Source organism: Paenarthrobacter sp. NEAU-H11, assembly GCF_050573415.1.
In the GTDB taxonomy this organism is placed as follows: domain Bacteria; phylum Actinomycetota; class Actinomycetes; order Actinomycetales; family Micrococcaceae; genus Arthrobacter.
Window position 1 is genome coordinate 460,421 of the sequence record NZ_JBNZGA010000002.1, and the last position, 18,673, is coordinate 479,093.

Genomic DNA, 18,673 nt, shown 5'->3' on the forward strand with positions numbered 1-18,673 from the left:
GACGATCCTGGACCAGGTACCGCATGCGGCGTCTTGGACGCGCGGAAGGCGGTCTGGGCGGCGAAGATGTCGTCAAACGGTTCGTTGAGATCAGCACCAACCGCACCGTCTTGATAGACAAAGAATCGCAGGAAGAAGGTGAAGCCAAGCGCGTCGAGCTCTACAAGTCTGTTGCGGCTCTAGTGCGCACCTACGGTGCCATCGCTAATGACATGACTGAAGCTGGGTACGACGAAAATGAAACATCGTCAATCGCCAAGGAAGTAGCCCATTACGTTGCCGTTCGAGACGAGGTCAAGCTAGGTGCTGGCGAGAACGTCGACTTCAAGCAATACGAAGCCGGCATGCGGTTCCTACTCGATACCTACATCCGTGCCGATGCCTCCGAAGCGGTCGCCGACTTCCAGGATGTCGGGCTTGTGCAGCTCATTGTTGAGCAGGGATCGGCCGCCCTCGACAAGCTGCCCAGCGGTATCAAGAAGGACCCTGAGGCCGTCGCCGAAACCATCGCCAATAACATCCGCAAAGTCATCATCGATGAAAATGCGATGAACCCCGAAGTACTACGAGAACATGTCTAGCTTGCTTGACGCGATCATCGAGCAACGCCGACAAGGTGCTCTCGATTACAAGAAGTACCTCGAGCAATTGATTACACACGCAAAAAAGGTCGGTTCAAAGGAATCCGACACCATCTACCCCGCTTGGGGGGTAAACGGTGCACAGCGAGCCATAGTCGACTTCGGTTGGGCAGATCCTGCGACACCAATCCAAGTTGATACAGCCATCAATGCCAGCAAACCGCATGAATGGGTCGGCAACACCTTCAAAGAAGAGGAAGTCGCCCGGGCCATCCGCCTCGTCCTACCGGCTGACTTCGATCGCTTCGATGAACTTTTTGAGTTGGTAAAGCCCGAAATGAGTACCGCTAGCGCCTATCTCAAGGTTTCAGGCATCGATGTCGATGTCATCTATAAGAACATCAAGAATCTGCATATCGCCGTCTACCCTCCCCTAGGCCGCGTCCGCGTGGCAGCGCCAACGCGACTGGATGACGACACTGTCAGACTCGCAGTGGTACAACGATTGCCGTGGATCAAGAAGCAGCGGCAGCAGCTTCGCGATGCTGTTCGTCAATCCGAACGTGAGATGGTCACCGGTGAGTCCCACTACATCTGGGGGCGGCGGTATCGGCTGAAGGTGGTCGAACGACCGGGCCGCACCCATTTCAAAATCGATGGTGAACGACTTGTGCTGTACACGACGAGCCATTCAACGGCCGAACAGCGCCGCGCTGCACTCGACCTATGGCACCGACAGCAACTACGCGAAGCCATTCCTACCTTCGTCGATACCTGGGAACAGAACTTCGAAGTGTCAGTGCCCAAATGGACGATCCGCCGCATGAAGACCAAATGGGGTTCATGCAACCGCGAGACGCGTCATCTGTAGGTTAACGTTGAGCTAGTCAAGAAGCACCCCGACTGTCTGGAGTACATCGTGGTCCACGAAATGGCTCATTACTTCGAGCGCAACCACGGCGAGCGCTTCACCAGCCTGGTGGACAAGCACCCCCCGATTGGCGCAGCCGACGCGATTTGCTCAACGGTGCGCCCTTGGTGAGGAGGCCTGGTGATGCCTGAGCGCATGGAGTACGCGGAAACGCGGACCACCGGCAGGTTGGAGTCGCTGTGAGTCCGAGGCCGGGAGGTGAAGCCGACAAGCTGGGCAACAAGTACGAGGCTGCATGGGCAATTCGGCATGCGCTCTACTGCATCGCCGATGACCGCCATTCACTGACTCTAGAAGACGTGGATATCGAAGTCGGCAAGGGTTCGGAGTTCACCTTTGAAAGCGGTACATCCAGCGAGGTTCATCAGCTCAAGCGCCAGAACGGAAGCAGTAATAGCTGGACTGTGAAGTCCCTTGCTGACCTCCACGTCTTCGAGGCGGCGGCCAATCATGTGGCGGCAGGTCGTGAGTTTCACTTCGTATCCCTGGTCCCTTACCGTCCACTACAGGAACTGACGGAGCGAGCCCGCAGGTCGTCTGACCTGACGTCATTCACCCAGTCCTGGCTGACAGAAAAGCTCCGCGATATCTTTGATCAGTTATCCGCCGCGAGCATTCTTGGCAGTCCACAAAGGACATGGGACACCTTGCGGGGCATGTGGTTCTCAGTGCAGGACGAACACGATATCGTCCGAATGAACGCGATGTTCGCCGGAAGTCACTTGGGTGGAGCTACGGGACATTTGATTGCGCTCGCGATCGGAGACATCCTTCTCGAAAACCTCGGCCGCCGTCTTTCCGGCACTGATCTTCGGGAGATGCTCGCCCGGCAAGGCATCCATCCCATTGAGGCTACCTCCCACCAGAGCGCACGCGAGCAGGTACATGCCCTCACCAACAGTTGGCGCGAGTCGGTCCGTCGCGAACTACTCCAGCCCACTATCACGCGTGCAGAGGCCGCTCAGCTAATAGACGTGCTTCGCGATTATCGGATGGGCTTTGTCACCGGTACGGCGGGTGGTGGCAAGAGTTCCGTTTTGGAGCAGTCTATCGCTTTACTTGAAGCGACAGGCGCAGAAGTACTCGCGATTCGGCTTGACCGCCTAGACTCGTTCGCGTCGACGACGGACTTAGGCCGACAAATTGGATTAGAAACCTCCCCGGCTGTTGCGTTAGCGAGGGCCGCCGAGAACCGGGACGCGACTCTTGTCATCGACCAGCTTGATGCGGTCAGCCTCGCTTCGGGACGAATGCCCGAGAGTTTTGATGTCATTGCAGACCTCATCAAAGAGGCATTGTCGGTGTCGAACGTCAACGTCATCCTCGCCTGCCGGGAGTTCGACATCGACAACGACTATCGGATCCGATCGTTAACTGACCGACCAGATACGGCGAAGGTGTCGGTTGGCCCTCTCTCTGATGAAGTAGTCAACACTGCCGTCACTGACATGGGTCTCGATCCCACACGCTTGACTGCTTCGCAGCGATTGATCCTTCGAACTCCAATGCACCTCGTTCTACTCAAAACTATCGCTGGGCAAGATGGAGCGTTTGCGTTTCAATCCAAGGGCTCGCTGTTTGAGGCTTACTGGGAACGTAAACGACAAACTTCTCGCGCAAGGCGAGCTGATGTGCGATTCAACGAGGTCCTAAGCCGGGTCGCGAACGCGGCGAGTGACCGCCAGACGCTTTCCGTTCCAGTCGAGATCCTTGATGACGGTGAACTGATCGAGGATGCGAACGTACTCGTTTCGGAGCACGTCCTGGCACGTGAAGGAGACCGAATCGCATTCTTCCACGAGACGTTCTTCGACTACGCGTTTGCTCGACAATGGGTGTCGCGATCAGAATCATTGGTCGACTTTCTGCTTCGGGACGAGCAAGAGCTGTTCCGCAGAGCTCAGGTTCGTCAGATCCTTCATCACCTATATGAACGCGAACCCGAACGTTTCCGAGTTGAAGCATCGGCCGTGTTGACGAGTGAACAGATACGCTTTCACATCAAGGCGACAGCGCTGGCAGTCCTTTCGAACCTGAGCGCTCCAACCAGCGAGGACGCCGAAGCGGTCTTCGAGATTGCCGCAACGGCGCCGCAGCTCGCGGTGCAACTTTGGTTGCACACACGCCGAGCTCCGTGGTTCAAAAGGTTTTACGAAGACCACACGATCGCCGCCTGGCTTGATAGCGGAAAGCCAGCTCTTCAGCAACGCGCAGTAAATCTGATGGCAAGCGCTATCAAGGAAGCACCGGGCGAAGTCGCTGAGCTTCTAGGTGCACGTCGAACTGCGCCAGAGTATCTCAATTGGCTGCGCTGGATCACCCGGTTCTCTGATGCCCACGAGAGTCGTGCGCTATTCGACCTAGTACTCGCGGCGGTCGTCGAAGGTGGCTTCGATGCCGCTGATCATGAGTTATGGCTATCGGTCCATGACCTCGCGAAGCACAAGCCACTTTGGGCGATTGAGTTGCTCCAAGCACGTGTTGTTAACCACGCAGAAGGTTTAATGCTTGAGAACAGCGGGAAGGTGGCTCTCCTCAATCTTCGCGAGTACGGCGCAGCAGAGCTGGTGCGTGAATCCGCCGCAGCCGAGCCTCTAGCTTTCGCCCAGGCGGTCGTACCGTATCTACTTAGGGTCATGGCCGCCACGGCCTATGAGCCGCGGCGCGGTGCCCCCATTCGTGACCGACACTTCTCCGCGCGGTTTGATGTCGACGATCCAAATGACAGAGAGCTTGACGATGCGCTCTTCACCGGCTCAATCCGTGCACTCGAAGCACTTGCTCGGACCCCACGTCCGGAAGTTCAAGCGCTACTTGAGGAACTTGCCTCCGATCCTCACGATGCGGCACAGTTCTTGCTCTACCGCGCGCTTACTGCCGGTGCCGCCAACTTCGCTGACTGGGCAGCGACCCTGATCTTTGAAGGCGGCGCTCGTCTTGATTGTGGGTACATGTCAGACTCGGACTGGGCCGCGCGTGAATTGGTCAAAGCCATTGCTCCGCACCTTAGCGATGAATTTCATCGGCAGCTTGAAGACCAGTTCCGCGACCTGCGTAATGAACACGAGAGTCGACTCAGCTCCGGACGGTGTGCGTTCACCTTCCTTTCGGCCCTTGAGGAGCGGCGACTAAGCCCAGCCGGTGTGCGTCGGCTGGGAGAGTATCGCCGAAGGTTCCAGGAAGACGAACCTTCAAAGCCACAGGGCATTATTAGCGGCACTATCGGGTCGCCAATCGGGTCAGAACCGGCCAGCAAGATGACCGATGAGCAGTGGCTCAAAGCCATAGTCAAGTACAAATCTGACGAAACGAATTGGGGTACCTTCACTGGTGGAGCCCGCGAATTGTCGCATGTTCTACGGCAGCAAACTGCTGCCAACCCAAACCGCTTCGCACGTCTGGCACTCAGGCTGACACCAGAACACAATGCAGCCTATGCCGATGGCATCCTCATGGGCTTCGCGGATGCCAACCACGCGGACGAGACGGCACCTCTGATCTATGACGCTGTTCGACACATCGCGTCCCTGGGGCATAATGACGTCGACCGTTGGCTTGGCAACGCGCTGCGACACTACTACCGGGACGTGCCGATTGATCTAGTCGAACTTCTCCGCGATCGCGCACTTCAGTCCTCAGACCCAGAAGACGACTCGCCAATTTTCACTCGCGAGGGAGACGACGGCAGAAGTGCTGCCGATATGCACAACAACGCCATCAACACGGCGAGAGGCAGTCTTGCCGAGACGCTTGGCAATCTGCTGGTCTATGACGCTGAGGGCGAGCGAACCGAGATCGTCCGACCGCATCTCGACACCCTCGCTAGCGACCCAGTGCTCTTCGTCCGCTCTTGTGTAGCACATACGGTGGCCGCATCACTTCGACACGCTCGTCCGGATGCCGTCGCGGCGTTCGAGAAGTTGATCGATGCCGACGATCGAATCTTGGCGGCAGTGATGGTGCAGCGATTAATGCTCTACATTGGCAATGTCGATCCAGAGATCATCGCCCCAGTCATTCAACGGATGCTCGAGTCTCGCGACGCAGAAGCGCGGGAGGCGGGTGGGGCCCTCGCCGCATTCGCTGCCCTTGAATGGAGCCGTCCGGACTTGATGAGGCAAGTGTTGGCGGGTGACGCCAAGACGCGCAAGGGGGCCGCGGAGATGTGCGCCAATCGAGTTGACCGCACATTGAACGCTGAGCTTGCAAGTTCTACTCTCATCGACCTAATGAATGACGACGATGAAGAAGTCCTAAGGGCGGCCGCGAATGTTGCTCCTCATCTACGCGACCGTCCACTACGCCCCTTCGCTGGCCTGCTGACCGCACTCATTGAATCGCCGGCCTACAACCATGCCACGCCGCAGCTACTGATCACACTGCAGCACGCGCCAGACAAGATTGATGAACTCGTTTTGAAAGCGTCGCAACAGTTCATTTCCGTCTTTGGCAGTGATGCCAAAGACATCAGGACCGGTGCCGCTGGCGACGCGCATTACATCAGCGAGCTTGTAGTCCGTGGCTTGGCCCAATCTCGTAGCAGAGGCCATCGCGCGGCACTGCTCGACGTGCTTGACACCCTCCTTGAGCTCGGCGTATACGGCGTAGATACCGCAATTGCCGAAGCTGAGCGGCTGTAGAAACCGTAGACAAACAAACCTGTGCTTGTATGCGCGTCACATAGGCTGCGCAGGATCTTTGACGACCGATCGGAGCACTAGTCCGCTCTACTGGCCAGGAGAAACAGTCGGGCAGCGTCATAGCTACAGCCAACGCGCTTAGCGATTTCGCGGATAACCATCCCCTTTACGGAGCCGGAGAATCTCTTTCTCTTTGGCCGGGGTCAGGCCGCGAGGTCTGGTGCCGACGCCATACTCGGCGAGCAGTCGGAGGAATGTCGATTTGGCGATACCTGCTCCCGAGCCAGCGTCGTGCTCATTTCACCGGCTTGGTAGCGAGCGACAAGCTGACGGAGTTCGTCAGGCGTGAAGCGATCCGTCAGGCGATATCGCTGAGTTAGCGGCAGGACGGTGGAGCTTCCCTGCATCGATCTGATCCTAGGCGTTGGTGAATGGCATCGAACCTGTCGACGGTCCATCTGGCCCGGTTCGAGTAACATCCTAGGACCTCGACCACAACTGAAGAGGGTCTCCTTACGGAGGCCCTCTTTTATGTTGCCTGGAATCCGGAGCATCGGTAACTTTTTGGTAAAGGAAAAGCCCCGGAGCGGATGCTCCGGGGCTTTCCTCGCCTCCTGTGTGAGGAAGCTTGTTTACACCGGGTCGGGCCAGTTGCCCGTGTAGGTGGTGTAGCTGGTTTCGGTGCTGTCGGCCTTCTTGCCCTTGGTCTCCTTGGAGACGGGATCCGGCCAGTTTCCGGTTCCGGCTACAGCCACTCGTTCCGTGTCGGCAATGGAACCTGCAGACAGGACAGCCGGAGCCGCCGCAGAAAACGCTAAGGCTCCAGCCAAGGCGGCTGCAGCTGCAATCTTCTTCAACATATAAGTTCCTCAATACGAGTCGGATTCGTTACAAAGCCAGCACTGTCCTTGTTGACATACATTGTAAAATGTTTTCCACAGCGGCTGTCAAGCGCCAATGGGAAACCTGTGGAGAAAGGAGGAGTCCTGTGGGCAACGGATTCGGGGAGAAGCTCCGGGCGGAGAGGCTCGATCGGGGGCTGACACAGGCGGAACTGGGCAAGGACCTGTATTCACCCAGCTACATTTCCCTACTCGAAACAGGCCGCAGGGAACCAACTGCGGAGGTCATTGAAGAACTGGCACGCAGGCTGGAGCTTGCACCGAAGGCCTTGGAGGCATGGAGCCAGCCCATCTCGGTCAGCGACGCCGAGTACGTACTTGCAGGGCTCTACGCCCGCCAGGCCTGGGACCTGAGGGACTATCCCCTCGCCGCCAGCCATGCGGCTTCAGCAGCGCAGATAGCCCTGGACGGACGAAACACCAGCGCCTGGTGGAACATGAGCTATATGCAGGCCGAGTGCCTGCTGAAGCACGGCGACCTGCTGGAGTGCAGGGAGCTTGTGGAAAGGCTGCTCGAGCACCCGATGGCCAGGGAATCCGTGGGGCTGGGCGCGCGTGCCCGGCAGATGCTCGCGGTTGTGTGCCAGCGCCAGGGCCAGTTGACGGCTGCCGTGGAGCATGCAACGGAGGCAGTGGCCTTCGCGGAGCAGTTGCCCAGGGGCTCAGTGATCACCATCGGCGCGCTCCGGGCCCTGATCGGTGCATTGGCCGAAAGCGGCCGCCTCAATGAGGCGTGGAAGTACTGCCAGGAATTGCTCGCCCAGGTGGATGAGCACGCGATGTCCCAGCTGGCCGGCGAGGTGGCCTGGGTCATCGGCAATGTGGCGTTTATGCGCCACGACTATGTGGAGGGCGTCAAACACCACGAACGGGCAGCGAAACTGCTGTCACCGGCAAATGACATCGAGCTGTGGGCCCGTTTCAATAAAGCGTCCGCCGCGGTACGGCTGTCCTCCGGAATTGTGGAGCCTGAAACGCTGTCATCCATTGAGCGGGCCGAGCTTGCTTTTTCAATCGTCAGCGGCACCAAGAGTGATGAGCTGGAAGTTGCCTTCATCCGCGCCCGGTGGCTGTACCTGACCGGGGACATCGTTGCCGCCGTCGAGAAGCTCCGGGAAATCCATGCCGAGCGGGACAACCTTGCGAAGCACACCGCCGGGGAAGTGTCTTTGCTGCTGGGGAAGTCCCTTAAGGCCGCGGGCGAGGCAGAAGAAGCCCTGGTGCACCTCGAAGAAGCGCAGAAAGCCTTCAGCGCCGCGGGAGCCGCTGACCGCGTCCAGCAGGCAATGGACGCGGTCCTGGAAATAAAGCTGGCCCAGCGGCGCGCCGCGGCCGCTGCGAAGGCAAGCTAGCCGGCACGCCGTTCGCCGGGAGCCGCTGGGGCTCCGTCAGGCGAAGGTTTTCCCCGTGAGTTTCTCGTACGCCTCAACGTAGCGGCTGCGGGTGCGCTCGATGACCTCGGCCGGCAGGGCCGGCGGAGGGGTGTCCGAGGACCTGTCCCAGCCCGATTCGTCCGATGTGAGCCAATCCCGGACGTACTGCTTGTCAAAGGAAGGCTGCGCACTGCCCGGCTGGTATGTTGCGGCGTCCCAGAACCGTGAGGAATCCGGTGTCAGGACCTCGTCGCCAAGCGTGATCGACCCCGAAACGGCGTCGTAGCCGAATTCCACTTTGGTGTCTGCCAGGATGATGCCACGCTCCCGGGCGATCTTTTCGGCAGTGGAGTAGATCTTCAAGGTGAGCTCGCTCAGTCGTCCAGCGATGTCGTCGCCCACCATGGCCACCACGGCGTCGTAGGTGATGTTCTCGTCGTGCTTCCCCACCTCCGCCTTGGCCGAGGGTGTGAAGATGGCGTGGTCCAGGCGCGAACCGTCCACCAGTCCCTCCGGCAGCGGAATGCTGCACACGGTCCCCGAAGCTTTGTATTCCTCCAGGCCCGAGCCGGTGAGGTAGCCGCGGGCGATGCATTCCACCGGAAACATGTCCAGCTTCTTGCAGATCATGGCCCGGCCCTCCACCGCGGCGGGGACGCCGTCCTCCACGGTGGATCCCAGTACGTGGTGTTCCACGTCCAGCTGGTCAAACCACCACAGGCTCAACTGGGTGAGGATGCGCCCCTTGTCCGGAATCCCGCTGGACAGGACATGGTCAAACGCGCTGATCCGGTCGCTGGCCACCACCAGCACACAGTCCTGGCCGACGCGCTGCAGGATGGACTCGTCCGCCGGCTCGTACAGGTCCCTGACTTTCCCCGAGTAGACATGGGTCCATCCGGGCAGTTCGGGGGCCGTGGTGCTGAAACCGCGGGATGCTGGAACGTTGCTCATGCTAGGCCTTCGTCTCGGTCCTGTGGAGGGATGCACTGGCATTAAAGGGGACCTTCACTTCCCCGCGGGCGGCCTTGCCGCCGATGTCCGTACGGAACTGCGCGCCATCGAGCTGAATCAGTTCCACGCCGTCGTACGCTCTTTCACGCGCCTCCACCAGGTCGCTGCCCAGCGCGACGACGGCGAGCACGCGTCCGCCGGCGGACACCACTTTACCGTCCTCGTCGAAGGAGGTGCCGGCGTGGATGATGTGTACGCCTTCCAGTTCCTCCGCCTTCTTGAGCCCGCGGATTCGGTCCCCGGTGCGCGGAGTGTCCGGGTAGTTTTCGGACGCAATGACGACGGCGACGGCAGTCTCCTTCGCCCACCGCAGCTCTTCTGCCTTATCGAGTTCGCCCTTGGCGGCTGCCAGCAGCAGGGCACCAAGGGGCGTCTTGAGCCGGGCCAGGACGGCCTGGGTCTCCGGGTCGCCGAAACGGACGTTGAATTCGATGACGCGGGTGCCGCGCGAGGTGAGGGCCAGCCCCACGAACAGTACGCCGACAAACGGGGTGCCGCGGCTGGCCATTTCGTTGACGGTGGGCTGGGCAACGCGGTCGAGAACCTCCTGGACCAGGCCCTCGGGCGCCCATTCCAGCGGAGTGTACGCGCCCATGCCCCCGGTGTTGGGGCCTTCGTCGTTGTCGAAGATCCGCTTGAAGTCCTGTGCCGGGGAAAGTGCCACGGTGTTGTGTCCGTCGCAAAGGACGAACAGGGACACCTCGGGCCCGTCCAGGAACTCCTCGATGACAACCGAGCCGCCAGCTTCGAAGCAGGACTGCGCGTGGGCCAGGGCTTCCTCGCGGTTCGTGGTGACAACCACGCCCTTGCCCGCGGCCAGGCCGTCGTCCTTCACCACGTAGGGGGCGCCGAAGGTGTCCAGGGCCGAGGCGGCTTCCTCCGCGTTGGTGGCCACCATGGCCATGGCCGTGGGCACTCCGGCTTCCGCCATGATTTCCTTGGCGAAAGCCTTGGAGGCCTCAAGCTGTGCGGCCGCCTTGCTGGGGCCGAACACGGGGATCCCGGCCTCGCGGACAGCGTCGGACACACCTGCTGCGAGCGGCGCCTCGGGACCCACCACCACCAGGTCCACGGCGAGCTTGGTGGCCAGGGCGGCGACGGCGTCGGGATCGTTGGCGTTGATGCTGTGGGTCGGGACCAGCTTGCTGATGCCGGCGTTGCCGGGAGCTGAGTGGACCTCGGACACGTTGGGATCGGCGAGCAGGGAGCGGACAATGGCGTGTTCGCGGCCTCCGGGGCCGATGACGAGTACCTTCACAGTCTCCAAGGGTACTTCGTGCACCCTGCCCGTTCCTAAGCTGTGTCGGCGGATCAATTCGGCGGTTCTTTCCGGTAGAGGGCCGCCGCAACAATCCGCGGCCCGCGCCGCTCCGAATCCTCATCATGAAGAAGCTGAGGAACTCGCCCAAAGGACCCACTGCCATGGCCGCGCTGGCAGGCGCGGTGGCAGCCGCCGTCGTCCTCGCCGTGGCCGAACTGCTCGGCGCGTTCTTCACCGCCCGCGCCACACCGCTGATCGCCCTGGGATCGACCTTCATCGACTTCACGCCGCCCTGGCTGAAGGACTTCGCCATCGCTACTTTCGGCACCAATGACAAAGCTGCACTGTTCGCGGGCATGGGCCTGACCATTGCCGTGCTGGCATGCGTCCTGGGCGTGGTGGCCTACCGGCGCTGGGCATTGGGCGTGCTGGGGGTCCTGGCCATGGGAGCGGTCATCGTCGCCAGCGTGGTGACCCGGGCAGGCGTCGCGCCGGCTGATGCCCTTCCCTCGGTAGCGGGCACCTTTGCCGGCCTGGCCGTCCTGCGGCTGCTGATGAACCGCATGCCGCGGCAGGCGGCGTGGCCCGAAGCCCCCGCGAAGGCCGCTGAGCCTGACGGACACCCGGGGACCAGCCGTCGGCGGTTCTTCGCGGCAGCCGGGATCACCGCGGCTGCTGCCGGTTTGGCCGCCACCGGAGGCCGGCTGCTGGGCGCGGCCCGCAGCAACATCCTCCAGGCACGGGACGCCCTGAAGCTGCCCGCCCCGGCCAAGGCGGCGCCGGCCGTTCCCGCCGGCGTCCAGTCACCGGTAGCCGGAGTTGCGCCGTGGCTGACGCCCAACGGGGAGTTTTACCGCATTGATACAGCGCTGAGCATCCCCGAAATCGACGTGGACAGCTGGGAGCTCCGGGTCCACGGCCTGGTGGAGGAGGAGGTCCGCCTCACCTTCCAGGACCTGCTCGACGCCGACCTGATCGAGTCCCACGTCACCCTCACCTGCGTGTCCAATCCCGTGGGCGGAAACCTGGCCGGCAACGCGAAATGGCTGGGCCTGCCGCTGCGGGAGGTCCTGAAGCGGGCAAGGCCCAAGGACGGCGCAGACATGGTGCTGTCCACGTCCGTTGACGGCTTCAGCGCCTCCACGCCGCTGGAGGTGCTGCAGGACGACCGGGACGCGATGCTGGCCATCGGCATGAATGGCGAGCCCCTGCCGCTGGAGCACGGCTATCCCGTGCGGATGGTGGTTCCGGGCCTGTACGGCTTTGTCTCCGCCACCAAGTGGGTGGTGGACCTCGAAGTGACCCGGTTCGCCGACAGCAAGGCCTACTGGACCGAGCGAGGCTGGTCCGAACGCGGCCCCATCAAGACCATGGCCCGCGTGGACGTCCCCAAGTCCTTCGCCAAGGTCCCCGCAGGAAGAGTGGCCGTGGGCGGCACCGCCTGGGCCCAGACGCGCGGCATCACCAGAGTGGAAATCCAGGTGGACGACGGCGATTGGGCGGCCGCGGATCTTTCCGCAGAGGCTTCCCTGGTTACCTGGCGCCAGTGGTCCTACCAGTGGGACGCGACCCCCGGCCCGCACTACATCAAAGTCCGTGCCACCGACGGGTCCGGCGAAGTGCAGACGGACCGGCGCGCGGACCCCGTTCCCGACGGCGCGTCCGGCTGGCAGTCCGTGATGGTCACGGTCGAGTAGGGCGGCCTTCCGCCGCATTCCATCAGGCGGCCCCTAGACTGGCACCATGCCGCACAACCCGCATGCCACCTTTACCGTGGACTCCGCAGTGGAACTGGCCGTGATCGAACGGAGCGGTTTTGTGGAGTCGCGGCACATCGGTTCTGCCGTGCTCCTGGCTGCGGACGGGTCCGTGGTTACTGAGCTGGGCGACATCAACACCCCGATTTTCGCCAGGTCCACGCTGAAGCCGTTCCAGGCCCTGGCATCCATGCAGTCCGGCGTCCCGCTGCGGGGCGCGCAGGTGGCGGTGGCCTGTGGCAGCCATACCGGTTCCCTGGACCACATGGATGTCGTGGAAGGAATGCTCAAGGCAGCCGGGGTCCGCGAGGACCAGCTCCAATGCCCGGAGGCCTGGCCCCAGGACGAGACGGCCCGCAACTGGCTGGTGCGGTCAGAGCGGGGAAAATCCAGGCTTGCCTGCAACTGTTCCGGCAAGCACGCGGCCTTCCTCTGGGCATGCACCGAAAACGGCTGGGATACCCACAGCTACCTTGAGCCCAACCACCCGCTGCAGCAGCGGGTGCGCACCGTCATCGAGGAATACACGGGCGAGAAGATCGCCCACCTGGGCATCGATGGCTGCGGCGCTCCGGTGGCGGCAGTTTCCCTCAAGGGACTGGCCAGGGGGTACTCGCTGCTGGCGAAGGCCCCGGGCGACCAGAGCTTCAGCGCCCGGGCTGCCACCATTGCAACGTCCATGCTGGACTACCCCTGGGCGGTCCAGGGACGGGGCGAGGCCAACACACTGGTCATGGACGAGCTGGAGATCATCGCGAAGATCGGTGCGGAAGGCGTCCTGGCCATGGCCACCCCACAGGGTGTTTCCGTAGCCGTGAAGATCCTGGACGGGAACGTCCGTGCCACCTCGCTGGTGGCCTTGACCCTCCTGGCCGCGGCCGGTGCAGTGGAGATTCCCGGGGTTGCCAGCGTGTTGGAAAAAGTGGTTGACCCTGTGCTGGGCGGCGGAAAACCTGTTGGCAAAATTCGGCTGGGTCCCGCAGTGTCGGCGCTGCTGGACTAGGCTCCTGCCGCTCGAAGTTCTCCTTATCGCCAACCCCAACGTGAAGGAAGCCGGATCCATGGCTGTTGCCCGCCGTCGTATCGACCCGGAGGAAGGCGCCGCCGCCCTCGCCGCCTGGCAGGAAGCCGCCGGCCCGTCGTCGGACGTTCCTGTCCCGCGAAGCATCCTGGCCACTGCGGTCCGATACACGCTTGAGGAGGTCACAGCGCGGGCGCCGGGCAATTCCGTGGAGGTGCGGGTGCCCCCGTTCGGCGTCACCCAGTGCGTGGAAGGTCCGCGGCATACGCGCGGCACCCCGCCCAACGTCATAGAGTGCGATGCCGACACCTGGCTTGCGATGGTTACAGGCCGGTTGGGCTGGGCGGATGCGGTGGCCGCGCACAAGGTTGCTGCCTCCGGACTCCGGGCCGACCTCTCGGCACTGCTCCCGCTGTAGCCGGGCTCAGCCGCGGCCGATGAACGGCATGCCGGCAGCGGTGACCACCACGGACCCCACATTGGCTGTGGGCGGCATGTTGGCCATCATCAGGACGGCACGGGCGGCGTCCTCCACGGGAAAGGTGGGTTCAACCCGCCGGCTGCCGTCAGCCTGGAGCGCCCCGGCACCCACGCCGATGGTATCCATGATCTCCGTGGCCGTGTTGCCGATGTCGATCTGCCCGCACGTGATCCCGAAGCCCCGCCCGTCCAGCTCGATGCTCTTGGTCAACCCTGTCATGGCATGCTTGGTGACGGCGTAGGCTACCGTTTTGGGCCGTGGCGAGTGCGCGGAGATGGAGCCGTTGTTGATGATCCGCCCGCCCTGCGGATCCTGCGCCTTCATGGCCCTCACAGCGGCTGCGGCGCACAGCATGGAGCCTGTGAGGTTCACTGCCAGGGTAGCGTTCCAGTCCTCCAGCGAGATTTCGTCCACGCTGGCCGCCGGGCCGAACACCCCGGCATTGTTGAACAGAACGTCCACCCGGCCCCACTTTTGGCGGGTGGCCTCGAAAAGATTCTCGACGTCGTGGGGCCGGGTGACGTCACAGGTGACCGGCAGGGCGTTCGGATGGCCGTCCGCCGTCTCGGCAAGCTGTTGTTCCCGCCGCCCGGCGAGGGCGACGGCGTAGCCGTCGGCCAGGAGAAGGCGCGCCACTGCACGGCCAATTCCGGAACCCGCTCCGGTGACGACTGCTACGCGCCCCGGTTGCTGGAACTGGTTCAAAGTCTTCTCCTGTACTGCCGGTCGCTACGCGTCGGTGGACGCTGCAGCCTCGAGAGGTGCCGCGACTCCCGCGCTGTTCAGCGGCCAGCCTATGACGGTCTTGGGCCGGGGCGCAGCGTAGGTCCGCACCTTGGAAGTGGACAGCCGCATGCGGACCAGGGATTCAGCGATGGCCACGGCCGACGCGACACCGTCCACCACGGGCACTCCCGCCCGCTGCCGGATCTGCTCGTCCAGGCCGGCCATGCCGCCGCAGCCGAGGACAATCACTTCGGCCTTGTCCTGCGTGACGGCCTGCATGGCCTGGCTGATGATGGCTTCCACGGCCCGTTCCGGTTCCTCCTCAAGTTCCAGGACCGCCATGCCGCTGGCCCGCACCGAGGCGCACCTGGCATCCAGCCCCGCCAGCTTGAGCCGGTCTTCAATGAGCGGAACGGTACGGTCCAGGGTGGTGACCACGGAGTACTTGTGGCCCAGGAACATCGCCGTGCTGGCTGCGGCTTCGGTGATGTCCACCACCGGGACGTCCAGCAGCTCCTGCAGCCCCTCCCGTCCGTGCTCGCCGTAGCCTGCCTGGACGACGGCGTCGAACGGTTCCGGGTAGGAAGTCACGGCGTCCATCACAGCGATGGCTGCCAGGTAGCTCTCGAAGTTGCCTTCGCAGGAGTCCGCCCCGAACCGCGGCGTGATGCCAACGATCTCCGTGCCCGGTGCCGCGATGCTGCGGGCCTGGGCCGCAATGGAATCCGTCATGGACCGGGTGGTGTTGACGTTCGCAACGAGTATGCGCATCAGGGGATCCTTAGTGTTTGCTGGCGACGGCGATGGCCTCGCCGTCGCGGTCTTCGAGCCGCTGCGAGCGGTCCGCGATGAAGAAGTACACAACGGCTGCGATGCCGGCGGCGAAGAACCAGGCGAACGGTGCTGCCGCCGCCAGCGCCGGGATGAAGGCGATGAGGAGCGCCAGGACGGCGGCCGGCACCATGGCGATGATGGCCCTGGGGTTGACGCCGTTCTTGTAGTAGTAGGCGCCGGCAGCAGATGCGGTGTACAGCTCGGGAACGTTGACCTTGCCGCGGCGGATCAGCCAGTAGTCAGCCATCACGACGCCGAACAGCGGGCCAAGCAGGGCGCCGAGGCCCCCGAGGAAGTACACGATCACCAGCGGGTTGTTGTAGAGGTTCCAGGGCAGGATGACCAGGCCGATGACGGCGCTGACGATGGCAGCCTTGCGGAAGTCCAGGTGTTTGGGGAACAGGTTGGTGAGGGCATAGACCGGAGCCACGAAGTTGGCCATGAGGTTCACCGCGATGGTCAGGATCAGCAGGGCCAGGCATGCCAGGACCAGGAAGAGCGTGTTGGGGATGGTCTGGACGATGTCCGAGGGGCTCTCGATGATGGTGCCGTTGATTTTGAACTGCCCTCCCGCCATCACGACGACGATGGCGCCGAAGACGAGCATGTTGATGGGAATGCCCCAGAAGTTTCCGCTGACCACGGCCTTCTTGGAGACGGCGGACCGGGTGAAGTCGCAGAAGTTCAGGACGAATGTGCCGTAGATGGAGACCCAGAGGGCGCCGCCGGCGAAGATGGTCAGCCACATTTGCGGCCCTTCGAGGGCGTTGTCCGAGGACCAGGCAATGGCGCCGCCCGCTTCCATGAAGATCCAGACGGCGATGGCGGCCATGGTGACCAGGATGATCGGGCCTGCGAAGGCCTCATACTTGCGGATCATTTCCATGCCGAAGCTCACGATGACCAGCTGGACAACCCAAAGGATGATGAACGCGATCCATCCCAGGGTGGACAGCCCCAGGATGGAGTCCTTGTCCAGCTCACCGAGGGGCGGGAACACGGCCACGAGCATCACCCGGAAGACCACCGAGGCCAGGTAGGTCTGGATGCCGAACCAGGCCACGGCGACGGCGCCGCGGAGCAGGCTGGCGATTTGGGCGCCGCGGATGCCGAAGCTGATCCTGCTCATCACCGGGAATGGGACGCCGGTTTTGACGCCCATGAATCCGGAGAGGTTCAGGAGGCCGAAGAGCAGGGCGGCTCCGATGCCGAGTGCCAGCAGTATCTGCCAGCCGCCAAGGCCCAGGGCGAAGAGTCCGATGGCAAAGGCGTAGTTTCCGAGGCTGTGGACATCATTGGCCCACAGGGTGAAGATGCTGTAGCCGGACCAGCTGCGGCCGGCACGCTTGGTGGGGGCAAGGTCCGCGTTGTAAAGGGTGGGGCTGATGGCCTGCCCTGATGCTGCGCTGGCTGATTCGCACAGGGCTTCGACACGTTCGGCGGAGTGGGCTGAGGAATCTGACGGCGTTGTCAGGTCAGGAGCCATATCAACGCCCGTCGGGGGAGGGGTCTGCATGGGGAACTCCAGTTCTGGAAAGGTTTCGCTGCGGTGAGCCCTGGCTGGACAGGCCGGTTCTGTTATTCCGTATTGCGAAATCTTGATATTGAATGGTGAAAAAAGGTTATGACGTGGATCACCCGCCGTCAAGGTGCCCAGCGAACGGCGCCAGTCACAAACGCGATCTTCCCGCCGGACGGCCTTCTTCCCTGAGCGAAGGGGCGGGAGCGTTTGACCGGCCGTGACCGGCTCACTAATCTCGTATAGCAATAATGTTTTCCCACATTATGAAAATAAGTGCCCAGCATTCAAAGATGAAAGAGGCTGCCGTGGCTGCAGGAGAAGATACCTCCCATATCCTCAGCGGGTTGACTAACCAGCTGCCTGATCGTGATCCCGAAGAGACTGCCGAGTGGGTTGAGTCCCTGGATGCATTGATCAGGGAACAGGGCACCGAGCGTGCCCAATTCATCATGCGGAGCCTGCTGCAGCGTGCCGGCGCGCAGAGCGTCGGGGTGCCGATGGTGACCACCACCGATTACGTGAACACCATCCCGGTGGACCAGGAAGCGGAATTCCCGGGCAACGAGGAATTCGAGCGCCGTTACCGGGCCTACATGCGCTGGAACGCTGCGGTGATGGTCCACCGGGCCCAGCGGGCGAACATCGGGGTGGGCGGACACATCTCCACCTATGCCGGGGCCGCGACCCTGTACGAGGTCGGGTTCAACCACTTCTTCCGGGGCAAGGACCACCCCGGCGGCGGGGACCAGGTCTTCTTCCAGGGCCACGCCTCCCCCGGCATGTACGCCCGGGCGTTCATGGAAGGCCGGCTCTCCGAGGAGGACCTGGACGGGTTCCGGCAGGAAAAGTCCCGCGAGGGCCACGCCCTGTCCTCCTACCCGCACCCGCGCCTGATGCCGCACTTCTGGGAATTCCCCACCGTGTCCATGGGCATCGGGCCGATGAACGCGATCTACCAGGCCCAGTCCAACCGGTACCTGCACAACCGCGGCCTGAAGGACACCAGTGACCAGCAGGTCTGGGCGTTCCTCGGCGACGGCGAAATGGACGAGCCCGAGTCCCGCGGCCTGCTCCAGCTCGCCGCGAACGAGAACCTGGACAACCTCAACTTCGTGATCAACTGCAACCTCCAGCGCCTGGACGGGCCCGTGCGGGGCAACGGCAAGATCATGCAGGAACTCGAAGCGTTCTTCCGCGGTGCGGGCTGGAACGTGATCAAGGTCGTCTGGGGCCGGGAGTGGGACGACCTCCTCACCAAGGACACCGACGGGTCGCTGGTGAAGATCATGAACGAAACCCCCGACGGGGACTACCAGACCTACAAGGCCGAATCCGGCGGGTTCGTCCGCGAACACTTCTTCGGCAAGACCCCGCAGACCAAGGACATGGTCGCGGACCTCACCGATGACCAGATCTGGAACCTCAAGCGCGGCGGCCACGACTACCGCAAGGTCTACGCCGCCTACAAGGCAGCCACCGAATTCAAGGGCAAGCCCACCGTCATCCTGGCCAAGACCGTCAAGGGCTACGGCCTCGGACCGCACTTCGAGGGCCGCAACGCGACCCACCAGATGAAGAAACTCACCCTGGATGACCTGAAGAAATTCCGCGACCACCTGCGGATCCCTAT

Annotated in this window: 12 protein-coding genes and 2 pseudogenes; 8 read left to right on the forward strand and 6 right to left on the reverse strand. The window is 62.6% G+C overall.

The features are described 5' to 3' along the window. Positions 1–23 precede the first annotated feature (23 nt). The 3 genes and pseudogenes from ACQ3DC_RS04690 to ACQ3DC_RS04700 all read left to right on the forward strand — a co-directional run bounded on the left by ACQ3DC_RS04690 (position 24) and on the right by ACQ3DC_RS04700 (position 6,152). Positions 24–581, forward strand: a complete 558-nt coding sequence (locus ACQ3DC_RS04690) for a hypothetical protein (RefSeq protein WP_323056701.1) — start codon at positions 24–26, stop codon at positions 579–581. 67 nt (positions 582–648) lie between these two features. Next, positions 649–1,623 (forward strand): annotated as a pseudogene (locus ACQ3DC_RS04695) (M48 family metallopeptidase). A gap of 68 nt (positions 1,624–1,691) precedes the next feature. After that, the gene (locus tag ACQ3DC_RS04700; protein WP_323056700.1) at positions 1,692–6,152 is read left to right on the forward strand and encodes a hypothetical protein; all 4,461 of its coding nucleotides are present in this window, start codon (positions 1,692–1,694) and stop codon (positions 6,150–6,152) included. 632 nt (positions 6,153–6,784) lie between these two features. Here the strand turns inward: ACQ3DC_RS04700 and ACQ3DC_RS04705 are convergent. Then, complete coding sequence (locus tag ACQ3DC_RS04705; protein ID WP_323056699.1) at positions 6,785–7,012, reverse strand: hypothetical protein; 228 nt, start codon at positions 7,010–7,012, stop codon at positions 6,785–6,787. Positions 7,013–7,140: 128 nt separating this feature from the next. Here ACQ3DC_RS04705 and ACQ3DC_RS04710 point away from each other — a divergent pair, with 128 nt between their 5' ends. Further along, positions 7,141–8,406 carry a helix-turn-helix transcriptional regulator gene (locus ACQ3DC_RS04710; protein WP_321214406.1) on the forward strand — a complete coding sequence of 422 codons (1,266 nt, stop codon included), beginning with the start codon at positions 7,141–7,143 and terminating at the stop codon, positions 8,404–8,406. 36 nt (positions 8,407–8,442) lie between these two features. Here ACQ3DC_RS04710 and ACQ3DC_RS04715 read toward each other — a convergent pair whose 3' ends face one another. Next, positions 8,443–9,381: a phosphoribosylaminoimidazolesuccinocarboxamide synthase gene (locus ACQ3DC_RS04715; protein WP_157241089.1), complete on the reverse strand. Its 939-nt coding sequence runs from the start codon at positions 9,379–9,381 to the stop codon at positions 8,443–8,445. Position 9,382: 1 nt separating this feature from the next. Then, positions 9,383–10,699 carry a phosphoribosylamine--glycine ligase gene (gene purD / locus ACQ3DC_RS04720; protein ID WP_321216298.1) on the reverse strand — a complete coding sequence of 439 codons (1,317 nt, stop codon included), beginning with the start codon at positions 10,697–10,699 and terminating at the stop codon, positions 9,383–9,385. Between the two features lie 125 nt (positions 10,700–10,824). Here purD and ACQ3DC_RS04725 point away from each other — a divergent pair, with 125 nt between their 5' ends. Genes ACQ3DC_RS04725 through ACQ3DC_RS04735 form a run of 3 tightly spaced genes read left to right on the forward strand, consistent with a single transcriptional unit; the run spans position 10,825 to position 13,898 of the window. Continuing rightward, positions 10,825–12,399: a molybdopterin-dependent oxidoreductase gene (locus tag ACQ3DC_RS04725; RefSeq protein ID WP_430751661.1), complete on the forward strand. Its 1,575-nt coding sequence runs from the start codon at positions 10,825–10,827 to the stop codon at positions 12,397–12,399. Positions 12,400–12,445: 46 nt separating this feature from the next. Continuing rightward, entirely contained in the window at positions 12,446–13,462 is a 1,017-nt protein-coding gene (locus tag ACQ3DC_RS04730) for an asparaginase (RefSeq protein ID WP_157241085.1), read from the forward strand. A gap of 58 nt (positions 13,463–13,520) precedes the next feature. Continuing rightward, positions 13,521–13,898, forward strand: coding sequence for a sterol carrier family protein (locus tag ACQ3DC_RS04735; protein ID WP_430751662.1), 378 nt, complete (start codon positions 13,521–13,523; stop codon positions 13,896–13,898). A gap of 6 nt (positions 13,899–13,904) precedes the next feature. Here ACQ3DC_RS04735 and ACQ3DC_RS04740 read toward each other — a convergent pair whose 3' ends face one another. From ACQ3DC_RS04740 to ACQ3DC_RS04750, 3 genes are read right to left on the reverse strand one after another with little or no spacing between them, the layout of a single operon-like run. Continuing rightward, positions 13,905–14,666 carry an SDR family oxidoreductase gene (locus ACQ3DC_RS04740; RefSeq protein WP_157241082.1) on the reverse strand — a complete coding sequence of 254 codons (762 nt, stop codon included), beginning with the start codon at positions 14,664–14,666 and terminating at the stop codon, positions 13,905–13,907. A gap of 24 nt (positions 14,667–14,690) precedes the next feature. Beyond that, a complete protein-coding gene (locus ACQ3DC_RS04745; protein WP_430751663.1) occupies positions 14,691–15,458 on the reverse strand; it encodes an aspartate/glutamate racemase family protein in 768 nt (255 codons plus the stop codon). 10 nt (positions 15,459–15,468) lie between these two features. Next, positions 15,469–17,037 carry an NCS1 family nucleobase:cation symporter-1 gene (locus ACQ3DC_RS04750; RefSeq protein WP_421093983.1) on the reverse strand — a complete coding sequence of 523 codons (1,569 nt, stop codon included), beginning with the start codon at positions 17,035–17,037 and terminating at the stop codon, positions 15,469–15,471. 296 nt (positions 17,038–17,333) lie between these two features. Between ACQ3DC_RS04750 and ACQ3DC_RS04755 the strand changes: the two are divergent. Next, positions 17,334–18,673: pseudogene (locus ACQ3DC_RS04755) on the forward strand (pyruvate dehydrogenase (acetyl-transferring), homodimeric type); the annotation flags it as partial.